The 13,987-nt window shown below is 71.7% G+C and carries 12 protein-coding genes; 3 read left to right on the top strand and 9 right to left on the bottom strand.

The window, feature by feature from the left end; genetic code table 11:
* The first annotated feature begins 124 nt into the window (after positions 1 to 124).
* On the top strand, positions 125 to 1,285 hold the full coding sequence (locus DEJ22_RS04020) for an AI-2E family transporter (protein ID WP_181430696.1): 1,161 nt from the start codon (positions 125 to 127) through the stop codon (positions 1,283 to 1,285).
* Here DEJ22_RS04020 and DEJ22_RS04015 read toward each other — a convergent pair.
* On the bottom strand, positions 1,264 to 2,502 hold the full coding sequence (locus tag DEJ22_RS04015; RefSeq protein WP_111226482.1) for a putative hexosyltransferase: 1,239 nt from the start codon (positions 2,500 to 2,502) through the stop codon (positions 1,264 to 1,266). The two genes, DEJ22_RS04020 and DEJ22_RS04015, sit on opposite strands and share 22 nt — an antisense overlap.
* Positions 2,499 to 3,581: a succinyl-diaminopimelate desuccinylase gene (dapE, locus tag DEJ22_RS04010; protein ID WP_111226483.1), complete on the bottom strand. Its 1,083-nt coding sequence runs from the start codon at positions 3,579 to 3,581 to the stop codon at positions 2,499 to 2,501. Before dapE ends, DEJ22_RS04015 begins: the two co-directional genes overlap by 4 nt.
* A 176-nt stretch (positions 3,582 to 3,757) precedes the next feature.
* Between dapE and dapD the strand changes: the two genes are divergently transcribed.
* Complete coding sequence (gene dapD, locus DEJ22_RS04005; protein WP_111226484.1) at positions 3,758 to 4,726, top strand: 2,3,4,5-tetrahydropyridine-2,6-dicarboxylate N-succinyltransferase; 969 nt, start codon at positions 3,758 to 3,760, stop codon at positions 4,724 to 4,726.
* Positions 4,727 to 4,754: 28 nt separating this feature from the next.
* Positions 4,755 to 5,573, top strand: coding sequence for an alpha/beta hydrolase (locus DEJ22_RS04000; protein WP_111226485.1), 819 nt, complete (start codon positions 4,755 to 4,757; stop codon positions 5,571 to 5,573).
* A gap of 317 nt (positions 5,574 to 5,890) precedes the next feature.
* Here the strand turns inward: DEJ22_RS04000 and DEJ22_RS03995 are convergent, their stop codons facing one another.
* The 7 genes from DEJ22_RS03995 to typA form a co-directional block, all read right to left on the bottom strand.
* Positions 5,891 to 7,189 (bottom strand): citrate synthase, encoded by a 1,299-nt coding sequence (locus DEJ22_RS03995; protein WP_111226486.1) that lies wholly within the window; start codon positions 7,187 to 7,189, stop codon positions 5,891 to 5,893.
* Positions 7,190 to 7,384: 195 nt separating this feature from the next.
* A complete protein-coding gene (gene dapC / locus DEJ22_RS03990) occupies positions 7,385 to 8,503 on the bottom strand; it encodes a succinyldiaminopimelate transaminase (protein ID WP_111226487.1) in 1,119 nt (372 codons plus the stop codon).
* A 15-nt stretch (positions 8,504 to 8,518) separates the two neighbouring features.
* The gene (gene fdxA / locus DEJ22_RS03985) at positions 8,519 to 8,836 is read right to left on the bottom strand and encodes a ferredoxin (RefSeq protein ID WP_058728223.1); all 318 of its coding nucleotides are present in this window, start codon (positions 8,834 to 8,836) and stop codon (positions 8,519 to 8,521) included.
* Positions 8,837 to 8,873: 37 nt separating this feature from the next.
* On the bottom strand, positions 8,874 to 10,091 hold the full coding sequence (locus DEJ22_RS03980) for a PIG-L family deacetylase (RefSeq protein WP_111226488.1): 1,218 nt from the start codon (positions 10,089 to 10,091) through the stop codon (positions 8,874 to 8,876).
* Positions 10,092 to 10,110: 19 nt separating this feature from the next.
* Positions 10,111 to 10,650 carry a hypothetical protein gene (locus DEJ22_RS03975; protein ID WP_146241693.1) on the bottom strand — a complete coding sequence of 180 codons (540 nt, stop codon included), beginning with the start codon at positions 10,648 to 10,650 and terminating at the stop codon, positions 10,111 to 10,113.
* Between the two features lie 76 nt (positions 10,651 to 10,726).
* Positions 10,727 to 11,920, bottom strand: a complete 1,194-nt coding sequence (locus DEJ22_RS03970) for an amidohydrolase (RefSeq protein ID WP_111226905.1) — start codon at positions 11,918 to 11,920, stop codon at positions 10,727 to 10,729.
* 92 nt (positions 11,921 to 12,012) lie between these two features.
* Positions 12,013 to 13,935 (bottom strand): translational GTPase TypA, encoded by a 1,923-nt coding sequence (gene typA / locus DEJ22_RS03965; protein ID WP_111226490.1) that lies wholly within the window; start codon positions 13,933 to 13,935, stop codon positions 12,013 to 12,015.
* Positions 13,936 to 13,987: the final 52 nt, after the last annotated feature.

Raw genomic sequence — 13,987 nt, 5'->3', positions numbered from 1 at the left:
ATGTCCCCTTTCGTGCAGAAGATGCGTGCCCATTATCCCGTACCGGAGGGGCAACTGCGAAACCGCCCAGGTTGGGGGTGTCGGAATGCGACGTTCTCGCGGCTCGGAGTGGTCACCTGTGCGGATGCCGAACATCCGCTCCGTGCTCCGTCCACAGCCTGATCCGGTCGCCGAGGCGGTGCCGAGGGGCATGCGCATCGCCGGAGCGTTCTCGTGGCGGTTCCTCGTCGTGGTGGCCGCCCTCGCCGTCGTCGTCGCCCTCGTGGTCCTGCTGCAGCACATCGTCGTCCCGTTCCTGGTCGGGCTGCTCGTCTGCGCGCTGCTCGCCCCGTTCTCGGCGTTCCTGCAACGGCACCGGTGGCCGAAGTGGCTCGCCGTGCTCACGGCCTGCGTCTCGGTGGTCGTCGTCCTCGGCGTCCTGGCGCTCGTCGTGACGGCACAGATCCGCTACGACCTGCCGACGCTCGAGCGCCGGCTCACGAGCAACGTGCAGACCTTCCAGACCCTGCTCGCGTCCGAGCCCTTCGGCATCACCTCGGCGCAGGTCACGAAGTACCTGGCAGAGGCGACGAAGTTCCTGCAGACCCACGTCGCGTCGATCCTGTCCGGGGCAGCCGAGGCTGGCAGCGGACTGGTGCACGCACTCGAGGGGTTGTTCATCGTGGTCTTCACCACGATCTTCGTGCTGATCGACGGCCACCGGATCTGGTCGTGGGTGATGCGGATCTTCCCGCGACGCTCGCGCGGACGCATCGACGCTGCCGGTCAGGCGGGCTGGAAGACCCTCACCAGCTTCATCCGGGTGCAGCTCGTCGTCGCGGTCACCGACGCGCTCGGCATCGTCATCGGCGCACTCGCGCTCGGCCTGCCGCTCGCCGTCCCGATCGGCGTGATCGTGTTCTTCGGCGCGTTCGTCCCGGTGGTCGGTGCGATCGTGGCGGGCACCGTCGCCGTGCTCATCGCGCTCGTCTTCAACGGGCTGGTGCCGGCGCTGGTCATGCTCGCCGTGGTGGTGGTCGTCCAACAGCTCGAGAGCCACGTGCTGCACCCGTTCCTGACCGGCTCGGCCGTCCGCGTACACCCGCTCGGCGTCGTGCTCGGTGTCACCGCGGGCACCACGATCGCCGGTGTCGTCGGGGCGTTCTTCGCGGTGCCGTTCATCGCGACCGTGAACGCGATGGTGCACGCCGCCGCCGACTGGCGCCCCGGCGAGGACCCCGCAGCCACTCCCGCCGCCGAGGACTCAGACGACCGCGAGGTCGATCACGGCGGGGTCCAGTCGTAGCCGTCGACCCACCAGCACGTGTACAGCCACACGAACTGCAGACCGAGGCACACGGCCACCACCAGCACCCGGTACACCCGCGACCGCGGGAGGGCGACGATGCCGAGCAGCGGCGCGATCGGCAGCAGGATCCGCCAGGTGCTCGACTGCGGGAAGAACACCGCGAGCAGGTAGACGACGTAGGCCACGCCCCACAGGCGGAGTTCCAGGCCGATGCGGCGGACGGCGGGGTGGGCGACGAACACTGCGAACCCGAGCACCGCCACGGCGAGCAGGATCCCGCCCGCCGGCTGCCCGAACCACCACCCGGCGCCCTGGATCCACGGCGCGAAGGGGACGAGCTCCTTCCACCCGATGTACGACGACCGCCAGGCCAGCTCGGTGTCGGTGTAGGCCTTCGGCACCCCGGTCACGGCCCAGGCGATCGCGGGCCAGGCCAGACCGACGAGCCCGGAGACCGCGGCGACCGCCAGCGGCGGCACGGCCGTGCGCAGGGTCGGCCGCTCCGCCTCCCGCACCCACGACGGCCGGATCGCCCAGGCGGCCAGGAACAGCGCCACGAGGAACGCGAACGCCAGTCCGGTCGGCCGGGTCATGCCGAGCAGCAGCACGACGGGCAGCATCGTCCACCACCGGCGGTCGACCATCAGCAGCAGTGCGACCAGGAGGAGGAAGAGTCCCATCGCCTCGGCGTAGGCGACCTGGAACACCGCGGACACCGGTGCGACGCAGAACAGCACCGTGGCGAAGGTCGCCCGGCCGTCGTCGAGGAAGCGGCCCACCAGCCGTCGGAACACCAGCGCGGCGCCCCAGCCCGCGACCAGGGACACCGTGACGGCGACGGCCTCGAACGACGCGCCCGTCAGCACCATCAGGCCGCGCACGAGGAACGGGTACGCGGGCATGAACGCCCAGGCGTTCTCCGTCACGTGGCCGGCTGCGTCCACCGGCAGGACCGAGGGGTACCCGTTCGACGCGATCACCCGGTACCAGGCGCCGTCCCAGATGGCGGCGAAGGACAGGTACGACGGGTGTGCAGCGGTGAACGAGTTCGCGGTCTGCACACCCGCGAAGGCCAGGAGCATCGCGCCCGTCACCATCCGCGCGGCCACGTACACGACGCTCACGCGGACCCACCACGGCACGAGCCGGTAGCGCGCCCGCCAGCGCCCGGCGTCGAGGTGCCCCGCGACGGTGCGCGCGGGGCCGGTCGTCACGCCGTCAACCACCGACGCAGGCCGTCCTCGACCGCGGTGATCTGGTCGACGGGGACCTGCTCGTCGTCGTGGTGCGCGAAGACCGGCTCGCCGGGTCCGTAGTTCACCGCCGGGACGCCGAGCGCCGAGAAGCGGGCCACGTCCGTCCAGCCGTACTTCGAGCGCGGGGCGGGCCCGCCGACCGCTGCGACGAACTGCTGCGCGAGCGGAGCGTCGAGGCCGGGACGCGCCCCGGCTGCGAGGTCGACGATCTGCACGTCGTACCCGTCGAACAGCTCACGGATGTGCGCGACCGCCTCGTCCGCGCTGCGCGACGGCGCGAAGCGGTAGTTCACGTGCACCATCGCCTCGTCCGGGATCACGTTGCCCGCGATGCCGCCCGTGATGCCCACCGCGTTCAGACCCTCGCGGTACTCGAGCCCATCGACCGTCACGGTGCGCGGCTCGTACGCGGCGAGGGTGGCCAGGATCGGTGCCGTCTTGTGGATCGCGTTGTCGCCGATCCAGCTGCGTGCGCTGTGGGAGCGCTTGCCGAACGTCCGGACCTCGGCGCGGAGGTTGCCGTTGCACCCGCCCTCGATCTGCGCCCCCGACGGCTCCCCGAGGATCGCGAAGTCGCCAGCGAGCAGCTCGGGACGGGTCCGCGCGAGCCGACCGAGGCCGTTGAGGGAGTCGCTGACCTCCTCGTGGTCGTAGAACACCCACGTGACGTCGACGTTCGGCTCGGCGAGGTCGTGCGCGAGCTTGAGCTGCACGGCGCAGCCGGCCTTCATGTCGACCGTGCCACGGCCCCACAGGATCTCGGTGCCGTCGTCCGCGGTGCGGAACTCGGTCGGCAGGTTGCCGTTGAGCGGGACGGTGTCGATGTGCCCGGCGATCACGACCCGGCGCTCGCGGCCGAGCTGCGTGCGCGCCACGATCGCGTCGCCGTCGCGGACGACCGCGAGGTGGGGCAGCGCCGAGAGCGCCGCCTCGATCGCGTCGGCGAGGGGTCCTTCGTTCCCGGACACCGACTCGATGTCGCAGATGGCACGCGTGATGTCGATGGACGAGGCGGTGAGGTCGAGCTGCTCCGGCATGCGGTCAGCGTACCGGCCGCGTCCAACAGCCATCGGTGAGGCGACCGCCTGTGGACGGGGGCCGCCCGTCCACAGGTGGTCGCGCCTCCAAACCGGGTGGACCGCGGACGGGAGCGTTCTCCACAGACCGTCTCCCCGGACGGGTCGCCGCCGGGCACGCTCGCTACCCTGGTGGCGTGACCGACGCGACCGCTGCCACCGACCGACCCACGCACGCATGGGGCCACGGCCTCGCGACGATCGCCGCGGACGGCACCACCCTCGACACGTGGTACCCGGAGACGCACCTCGGCGAGCGTCCGGCCGACGCGGTGGTCCCGCCCGAGCTCGAGGCGCACGTCGGCGACGACCCCCGGCGCGAGGTCCGGGTCGAGGCGGTGACCACCGAGATCGTCATCGACGACGCACCGACCAGCACGCCCGACGCGTACCTGCGGCTGCACCTGCTGAGCCACCTGCACGTGCGACCGAACGAGGTCTCGCTCGACGGCGTCTTCGGGCACCTGCCGATCGTCGCGTGGACCAACGCCGGTCCGGTGCACCCCGAGGCCCTGGCGCGCCTGCGCCCGGTGCTGCAGCGCGCGGGCATCGCGGTGCACGCGGTCGACAAGTTCCCCCGCCTGCTCGACTACGTCGTCCCGGACCGTGTGCGCATCGGCGACGCCAACCGGGTGCGCCTGGGCGCCCACCTCGCCCCCGGCACGACGGTCATGCACGAGGGCTTCGTGAACTTCAACGCCGGCACCCTCGGCGACGCGATGATCGAGGGCCGGGTGTCGCAGGGCGTGGTCGTGGGCAACGGCACGGACATCGGCGGTGGCGCCTCGATCATGGGCACGCTGTCCGGCGGTGGGACGCACCGGGTGTCGCTCGGCGAACGGGCGCTCCTCGGGGCGAACGCGGGGCTCGGCATCTCGCTCGGTGACGACTCCGTGGTCGAGGCCGGGCTGTACGTGACGGCGGGCACCAAGGTCGTCCTGGTCGGCGCAGCGCCCAGCCCCGACGGCACGCCCCGCACGGTCAAGGCCGCAGAGCTGTCGGGGGTGCCGAACGTGCTGTTCCGGCGCAACTCCCTCTCGGGTGCGGTCGAGGCCCTGCAGCGCCAGGGGCAGGGCATCCAGCTGAACACCGCGCTGCACGCGTAAGGCGCGGTCCGCCTGCCAGACTGACGGCATGGGGGCGGTGATCGCAGGGCCGGGCGATGCCGTGCCGGTGCGCAGGTACGGGCGTCCGGGTGGGCCGACGCTGGTCTGGCTGCACGGCGGCGGGTTCTTCCGCGGTGGCCTCGACCAAGCGGAGTCGCACGCCGTGGCAGGTGCGCTGGCCGGCCGGGGGCTGTCGGTCGTGACCGTGGACTACCGCTTCGCCCCGCTCCCCGGGCTCCCCTGGGTGGGCCGGACCGGCCCTCGACCCCGCGCCCGCTGGCCGCACGCGCACGACGACGTCGTCGCTGTCGTGCAGGACGCTCGGCGGAGGACGCCCGGTCCGCTGCTGCTCGGGGGTGCCAGTGCCGGAGCGTGCCTGGCCTCGGCTGCGACCCTCGGCCTGCTCGACGCCGGCGATCCTCCGGACGGAGTGGTCCTCGCCTACGGGTTCCACCACGCCCGACTTCCCCGTGACCGCACCGTGCAGCGCACCGTCCGCGGGCACCGCCGCGTGACGCACGCGCCGTGGGCCCTCGACGTCGCGAACCGGAACGCGGTGCCCCGTGGGTCGCTCGTGGAGCGGACGGCGTTCGCTGGTGGGCAGGACCTGACCGGCTTCCCGCCGACCCTCGCCGTCGACGCCGCGTCCGACGCGATGCGGGCGTCGGGCGAGCGGTTCGCCGCCGAACTCGTCTCGGCGGGCACGTCGGTGGAGCGACACGTCCTGGCCGATCGGCACGCGTTCCTGAACCGCCCGGGCACACCCGCCTTCGTCGCCGCGATCGACCTGATCGGCACCTGGGCAACGTCGGCGGGCCGGTTCCGGGCGGCGCGCCGAGGGTCCTGACCGCCGCGACCAGTCCGGCGCGCGTCGGGCGACATGCATCGGAGCCGGGCGTACCCGGCGGAACCGGGCGTACCTGGTCGAAGCGGGCGTACTCAGTCGGCCGGAACGACCAGGTAACCCCGTTTCCGCTTGCCATGGCACTCGCAATGGGAAGGAACGGGCACCGTGTCGGACGGGACCGAGTGGGCAGGACACGCCGCGCGCACGTCACCGAGCGGGCGAAGTACGTCGCCCTACGCGCCTGAGCGTGACCGGAAAGGCCCGCTCGCGGGACGCGAGCGGGCCTTCGGGCCTCCCGACCGGACCGAGGTCAGGCGTCAGCGAGCGGGCAGGTCCCGCTCCGGGTGCCCGACGTACAGCTGCTGCGGGCGGCCGATCTTGTTGAGCGGGTCGTTGTTCAGCTCACGCCACTGCGCGATCCACCCCGGCAGGCGCCCGATGGCGAACAGCACCGTGAACATCCGCGGCGGGAAGCCCATCGCCCGGTAGATGATGCCCGTGTAGAAGTCGACGTTCGGGTAGAGCTTCCGGCTGACGAAGTACTCGTCCTCGAGCGCGATCTGCTCGAGCTCCATCGCGATGTCGAGCAGGTCGTCCTGCACGCCGAGCGACTGCAGGACCTCGTGCGCGGACTCCTTCACGAGCTTCGCCCGCGGGTCGTAGTTCTTGTAGACGCGGTGCCCGAAGCCCATGAGCTTCACCCCGCGCTCCTTGTTCTTCACCCGCTCGACGAAGCGCGACACCGGCTCGCCGGAGTCCTTGATCTGCTGGAGCATCTCGAGCACGGCCTCGTTCGCACCGCCGTGCAGCGGACCGTACAGCGCGTTGATGCCCGCGGAGATCGACGCGAACATGTTCGCCTTCGTCGAGCCGACGAGCCGCACGGTCGAGGTCGAGGCGTTCTGCTCGTGGTCCTCGTGCAGGATGAGGAGCCGCTCCAGCGCCTTGGACAGCACCGGGTTCGGCTCGTAGGGCTCGGCCATCGTGCCGAAGTTCAGCCGCAGGAAGTTGTCGACGAAGGACAGCTTGTTGTCCGGGTAGAGGAAGGCCTGGCCGATCGCCTTCTTGTGCGCGTACGCGGCGATGACCGGGAGCTTGGCGAGGAGCCGGACGGTCTGCAGCTCGACCTTCTCGGGGTCGTCGACGTCCATGTCGTCCTCGTAGTACGTGGACAGCGCGCTCACGGCGCTGGACAGGACGGACATGGGGTGCGCCGAGTGCGGGAGCGCGTCGAAGAGTCGGCGGAGGTCCTCGTGCAGCAGCGTGTGCCGACGGATGCGGGCGTCGAAGCCCTCGAGCTCCTCGGCGGTGGGGAGCTCGCCGTAGATGAGGAGCCAGGCCACCTCGAGGTAGGTGCAGCCCGATGCGACCTGGTCGATGGGGTACCCGCGGTAGCGCAGGATGCCCTGGTCGCCGTCGATGTAGGTGATGGCGCTCTTCGTCGCGCCGGTGTTGACGAAGCCGTAGTCGAGCGTGTTGAGCCCGGTCTGCTTCTTCAGCGAGGAGATGTCGATGGCGGACGCGCCGTCGACGCTCGGCAGGATCGGGAACTCCGCCGTGCCACCCGGGAACGTCAGCGTCGCGGTCTCCGTCGACTCCGCGGCGGCGGGGCTCACGGGGACGGGCGTGGTGGGCGGTGTGGCCGTCTTCTGAGCGTCGTTGGCAGTGTCAGTCACGACGACAGCCTAACTGCGCCGACTGTCGGTCGTGCACCACCGGAAGGCGGAGATCTGGTGGATTCCACGGATTGCGCGGGGAGCCACGTGTCGCTTCGGTGCCTCGTCACGGCCAGGAGGCGCGACGCAACGCGATCAGGACGCCCCGAGCCTCCGGGTGCTCGCCAGTCGCTGCGCGGCGGCCGCGATCCGGTCGTCGGTCGCGGTGAGCGCCACCCGCACGTGCTCGGCACCTGCAGACCCGTAGAAGGTGCCCGGCGCGACGAGGATGCCCCGCTCCGCCAGCCAGCCGACGGTCTCGAGCGCCGGCTCGCCGCGGGTGGCCCAGAGGTACAGGCCGGCCTCGCTGTGGTCGATGCGGAAGCCCGCTCCTTCGAGTGCCCGTCGGAGCATGTTCCGTCGAGCGCGGTAGCGCGCCTTCTGCTGCTGCACGTGCGTGTCGTCCGCGAGGGCGACGATCATCGCGTCCTGCACGGGCAGCGGCGGCATCATGCCCGTGTGCTTCCGGACCGCGAGCACCTCGGCCAGGACCGCCGCGTCCCCCGCGACGAACGCGGCGCGGTACCCAGCGAGGTTGGACTGCTTCGACAGCGAGTACACGCTGAGCACGCCGTCGACCCGGTCCCCCACGACACGGGGGTCGAGGATCGAGGGGGTCGGCGCCCCGTCGTACGGCGGCTCCCACCCGAGTTCGGCGTAGCACTCGTCGCCGACGATCACCGCGCCGAGCTCCCGTGCCCGCGATACCGCGGCGCGGAGGTGCTCCACGGAGAGCACGCGGCCGTCCGGGTTACCGGGCGAGTTCAGCCACACGAGCCGGGTCGTGTCCGGCCACGCGGCGGGGTCGTCGGACGCCAGCGCCTCGGCCCGGACGAGGGCCGCGCCGAGTTCGTAGGTCGGGTACGCGGCTTCGGGGAACACGACGGTGTCGCCCGGGCCGATGCCGAGCCAGAGCGCGAGCCCCGCGATGAACTCCTTCGAGCCGATCGTCGGCAGGACCTGGTCGGGCGCGAGGGTCACGCCCTGCCTGCGGCCGTACCACTCGGCGATCGCCTCGCGCAGCGCAGGCGTGCCGGCGACCTGCGGGTACGCGTGCGCATCGGTGGCCCGGGCCAGTGCCGTGCGGACGACCTCGGGGGTCGGGTCGACGGGCGAACCGACGCTGAGGTCGACGATGCCGCCCTCGTACGCCGCAGCGCGCTGCTTGAACGGGACGAGCTGGTCCCAGGGGAAGTCGGGGAGGTCGAGCGCCACGTGCGGATCCGCGGGTCAGCCGCGCGGGGGCTCGGCCATGACGACGGGGTGGTCCTTGTGGATCACGCCGACCTTGGCGGCACCACCGGGCGAACCCACCTCTTCGAAGAACTCGACGTTGGCCTTGTAGTAGTCGGCCCACTCGTCGGGCAGGTCGTCCTCGTAGTAGATCGCCTCGACCGGGCAGACCGGCTCGCACGCACCGCAGTCGACGCACTCGTCGGGGTGGATGTACAGCGACCGGTCACCCTCGTAGATGCAGTCGACCGGGCATTCGTCGATGCAGGCGCGGTCCTTGACGTCGACACAGGGCTGGGCGATCACGTAGGTCACGGTGGGGGTGCTCCCTTCGGACTGAGCACTCCCGAGTCTACTCGCGGCCCCGGGACGCCCCTGACCGGCCGTCCGCCTGGGCGATCGCGGCCCGCGCCCGGAGCCCGGACAGGTCCGGCCAGGCGAGCGTGAACGCCGCGATCGCCGCCGGCCCGAAGGTCCAGACGTACCCGGCGAGGTTCGCGAGCACGAGCGGCGACGACTGCCCACCCACGCTCGACAGCACCTGCGTGGCGACGATGACGGCGATGCCGGCGGCCGCGACCATCGCACGCGAGCGGTAGAGCAGGCGCAGGCCGACGACGAGCCCGAGCACGACGAGGGTCGTGATCACCATGCCGATCGGGAAGCCCCCGAGGGTCTGCTGGTGGGTGACGGTACCGAGCGCCCCCGCCACCAGGCCCGCGACGGCGGCCACCACGACGGCCGTCGCCTTGCCCTGGCCGGAGAGCTCCGCGAAGGTCTCGGGCACCCGGGGCACGGGGTCGGCGTCGTGCCGGTAGGCCTCGATGGCGGGCGCTTCCTGACGGACGCCGTGCGGCATCACCCAGGTCAGGCGCTGCGGATCAGCGGGGTCCACCGGGTCCACGGAGACCTGCGACCGGTACTGCTCGACCGCGGCACGCACCTTCGCGCGGACCGGGACGACGTCGACGGTCAGGTCGACCTCGGCGGAGTCCGGGTCGACGATCATCGAGAAGGGGACCTCCTCGGCACGGGCCGCGTACCGCGCGGCGTGGTGCACGCGGACGTGGTCGGGGTGACCGTACCCGCCGTCGTCGGCGTAGCTCACGACCGCGTCGGCACCGGTCGACCGGATGGCGGCGCGCACGTCGTCGACGACCTCGCCGAGGTCGGCCCGGGTGAGCGAGTCCGCCGGGGCGTCGTCGGCACTCGTGGCACGGCCGTCGGGTCCCCACTGCATGCCCGAGTCCGTGTACCGACGCTCCGGCAGGTCGGTGGGTCGCGCTCCCGGGCCCCCGAGCCACAGGTGGGCAGGCCCCCCGAGCGCGGCCAGCGCCGCGGCGATCTCGGTGGCACGGTGCGCGGCCACCCGCGGGCCGTCCCCGGCGAGCGGCGCGAGGGCGTCCGTCAGCATCTCCCCGCGCTCCCCGCGCGTCGCGGTGAGCACGGTCACCTCGGCTCCGAGCTCGAGCAGGGTGGCGATGGTCCCGCCGGACGACAGGGTCTCGTCGTCGGGGTGGGCGTGCACGAACAGGACGCGTTCGGGACGCGTTGCGGGAGCCTTGGACATCGCCTCCCAGGGTACTTCGCTAGCGGGGCGTGACGATGTACGTCGCGGTGACGCCGTCCTTGGTCTCGGACAGCGTGAGCACCACGCGGTGCGCGTCGCTGCGGAACAGGCCGAAGGCGCTCGACGAGTCGGCGCGCTTCGCGGACTCGGTGTAGCCGGCCGCCGCGAGCTGCTCGGCCGCGGCCTGGAAGTCGCCGACCGAGGCCACGCGGACCTGGACGACCCAGCCGGATCCGTTCGGGCCGGCGCCGCCACCGAGCACGGTGCCGTCGACGAGGGGCACGTCTGCGGTCGGGAAGCCGTCCGGCACCTTGCCGTCCGAGGTCACGCCCGTACCGTCGAGCGCGGCGTCGAGCGCGCCGTCGATGCCGCCGGCGACCGAGGCCATGCCGTCCTGGATCGCCTTGCCGTCGATGCCCTGGACGGTCTCGCTGACGTTCGAGGCCACCGACGATCCGAGGTCGGTGGCCTGCCGGACCGCGTCGGCCGAGCAGCCGGTCAGGCCGGCGAGGGCGATGCCCGCCGTGACGGCGGCGATGAGGGTCCGGGTCGTGCGCATGCGCAGCACCCTAGGGGACCTGCCGGGAGGCGCGGCGTGCGTTCCCTGGGAAACCTCCCGCCCGCCTCCCCGCCCGTCAGGCGAGGTAGGCGCGGGCGGCCGCCGTCAGGGCATCGACGCCGACCGGGATCGCCGTCTCGGCCTGCGGAGCGTAGAACGGCGAGTGGTTGCTCGGGATCTCCTCGCCCCGCCGGAAGCGCTCCGGGTCGGTGATGCCGGTGAACCAGTACACGAGCGGGACACCCGCAGCGGTGGCGAGCTGGCCGACGTCCTCCGAGGCCATCGCGAGCCCGATCTCGAGGTCGCGGGCGTCCGGCACCGCGCCGCGGAGCGCCTCGAGCACCCGCTGCGCCGCATCCGCGTCGTTCACGGTGACCTCGGCCCCCGGGGCGCGCTCGATCGTCGGGGCCGACAGCCCGCCGGCGTCGCTCTCGGCGCGGACGATGCGCTCGATCGAGGCGATGATGCGCTCGCGGGTCTCCTCGTTGCGGGCCCGGGTCGAGATCTCGATGACCGCCTGGTCCGGGATGATGTTCGGCCGGGTGCCCGCGTGGAAGCTGCCGACCGTGACGACGCCGGCGTCGGAGGGCGAGACCTCGCGCGAGACGACGGTCTGCAGCCGAACGACGGCGCTGGCGGCGGTGACGATCGGGTCGAGCGAGGCCTGCGGCGCCGAGCCGTGGGCGCCACGGCCGTTGAACGTGACGGTCAGGCGGTCGCTCGACGCCATCACGGGACCGCTGCCGACCGCGACGATGCCGACCGGCGCCGGGGCCGAGTGCTGCCCGAGCACGACGTCCGGCTGCGGGAAGCGCTCGACCAGGCCGTCCTCGATCATCGCGCGGGCACCGGAGATCACCTCTTCCGCGGGCTGGAACACGGCGACCACGGTGCCGTGCCACGCGTCGCGGGTGTCGACGAGGCGCTCGAGGGTGCCGAGCAGCCACGTCACGTGGATGTCGTGCCCACAGGCGTGCATGGTCGGCACCTCGACGCCCTCGTCGTCGCGGCCGGTGTGCGTGCTCGCGTAGGGCAGGCCGGTGCGCTCCTGCACGGGCAGGCCGTCCATGTCGGCGCGGAGCCACACGGTCGGCCCCTCGCCGTTCGACAGGACGCCCACGACCCCCGTGCCGCCGACGCCCGTCGTGACCTCGATCCCGCCGATCTCGGCGAGCCGCTCGGCGATGACACCGGCGGTGCGGTGCTCCTGGAAGCCGAGCTCCGGGTGGGCGTGCAGGTCTTGGTACAGGGAGAGGAGGTCGAGGGTCACGCCCTCCACCGTAACCCCACACGCCGACGGCCCGGCCACCTCGTGCGGTGACCGGGCCGTCGGACGGAGGCAGTGCCTCCAGGCTGGGCCGCTTACGCGTCCTGGCGCTTCAGGCGTGCGTAGGCGCGCTGGCGGGCCTGCGCGTCGAGCTCGACCTTGCGGATGCGCACGTTGTCGGGGGTGACCTCGACGCACTCGTCCTCGCGCGCGAACTCCAGGCACTCCTCGAGGGAGAGCTGGCGCGACGGCGTCATCGACTCGAAGGAGTCGGCGTTCGCCGAACGCATGTTCGTGAGCTTCTTCTCCTTGGTGATGTTCACGTCCATGTCGTCGGCGCGCGAGTTCTCGCCGATGACCATGCCCTCGTAGACCTCCTCCGTCGGGTTGACGAAGAACGTCATGCGCTCCTGCAGGTTCGTGATGGCGAACGGCGTGACGACACCGGCGCGGTCGGAGACGATCGAACCGTTGATGCGGGTCTGGATCGGGCCGGCCCACTCGTCGTAGCCGTGCGAGATCGCGTTCGCGATGCCGGTGCCGCGGGTCTCGGTGAGGAACGACGTGCGGAAGCCGATCAGGCCGCGCGACGGCACGATGAACTCCATGCGGATCCAGCCGGTGCCGTGGTTCGTCATGTTCTCCATGCGACCCTTGCGCGCGGCCATGAGCTGCGTGATCGCGCCGAGGTGCTCCTCCGGCGTGTCGATCGTCATGTGCTCGTAGGGCTCGAGGAGCTTGCCGTTCTCGTCACGCTTCGTCACGACCTGGGGCTTGCCCACGGTGAGCTCGAAGCCCTCGCGGCGCATCTGCTCGACGAGGATCGCCAGCGCGAGCTCGCCGCGGCCCTGGACCTCCCAGGTGTCCGGGCGGCCGATGTCCTGCACCTTGAGCGAGACGTTGCCGATGAGCTCGCGGTCGAGGCGGTCCTTCACCATGCGGGCCGTCAGCTTGTGCCCCTTGACCTTGCCGACGAGCGGGCTGGTGTTGGTGCCGATGGTCATCGAGATCGCCGGGTCGTCGACCGTGATGGTCGGCAGCGGCCGGACGTCCTCGGGGTCGGACAGCGTCTCACCGATGGTGATGGTGTCGAAGCCAGCGACGGCGACGATGTCACCGGGACCCGCCGACTCGGCCGGGTAGCGGTCGAGCGCCTTCGTGATGAGCAGCTCGGTGATGCGGGCGTTCACGACCGTACCGTCGTGCTTGACCCACGCGACCGTCTGCCCCTTCTTCATCGTGCCGTGGAAGATGCGGAGCAGCGCGAGGCGGCCGAGGAACGGCGAGGCGTCGAGGTTGGTGACGTGCGCCTGCAGCGGGTGCTCGTCGTCGTACTTCGGCGCGGGGACGTGCTGCAGGATCGCCTCGAACAGCGGCTCGAGGTCGTCGTTGTCGGGCAGCGAGCCGTCCTCGGGCTTGTTGCGCGACGCGGCGCCGGCACGACCGGACGCGTAGACGACGGGCACGTCGAGGATCGCGTCGAGGTCGAGGTCGTCGACCTCGTCGGCCAGGTCGGAGGCCAGGCCGAGCAGCAGGTCCTGCGACTCGGAGACGACCTCGTCGATGCGGGAGTCCGGGCGGTCCGTCTTGTTGACGAGCAGGATCACCGGGAGCTTCGCGGCGAGCGCCTTGCGGAGCACGAAGCGGGTCTGGGGCAGCGGGCCCTCGGACGCGTCGACGAGCAGGACGACACCGTCGACCATGGAGAGACCGCGCTCGACCTCGCCACCGAAGTCGGCGTGGCCGGGGGTGTCGATCACGTTGATCGTGATGCGACCGCCCGGGTTGAACTCCTCGGCGTGCTTCCCGTTGTAGAGCACCGAGGTGTTCTTCGCGAGGATGGTGATGCCCTTCTCGCGCTCGAGGTCGTTCGAGTCCATCATCCGGTCTTCGCCCTCGAAGTGGGCGTCGAACGAGTTGGTCTGCGTGAGCATCGCGTCGACGAGGGTGGTCTTGCCGTGGTCGACGTGTGCCACGATGGCGACGTTGCGCAGGTCGGACCGGGTGGCGAGCGCCATACAGGACATCCTTCAAGTGTTCGGAGAAGATCGGGCGGCCGACGGCGGCTCT

This window comes from Curtobacterium sp. MCSS17_007 (assembly GCF_003234175.2).
Taxonomy (GTDB): Bacteria; Actinomycetota; Actinomycetes; order Actinomycetales; family Microbacteriaceae; genus Curtobacterium.
This window is presented reverse-complemented; position numbering and strand designations above follow the sequence as displayed.

Bases quoted from the DNA above. Each gene is read 5' to 3' on its own strand.
- DEJ22_RS04020 (WP_181430696.1), top strand. From the start codon at position 125: ATGCCGAACATCCGCTCCGTGCTCCGTCCACAGCCTGATCCGGTCGCC.
- dapE (WP_111226483.1), bottom strand. From the start codon at position 3,581: ATGCCGGAGCAGCTCGACCTCACCGCCTCGTCCATCGACATCACGCGT.
- DEJ22_RS04000 (WP_111226485.1), top strand. From the start codon at position 4,755: ATGGGGGCGGTGATCGCAGGGCCGGGCGATGCCGTGCCGGTGCGCAGG.
- DEJ22_RS03980 (WP_111226488.1), bottom strand. From the start codon at position 10,091: ATGTCCAAGGCTCCCGCAACGCGTCCCGAACGCGTCCTGTTCGTGCAC.
- DEJ22_RS03975 (WP_146241693.1), bottom strand. From the start codon at position 10,650: ATGCGCACGACCCGGACCCTCATCGCCGCCGTCACGGCGGGCATCGCC.
- typA (WP_111226490.1), bottom strand. From the start codon at position 13,935: ATGGCGCTCGCCACCCGGTCCGACCTGCGCAACGTCGCCATCGTGGCA.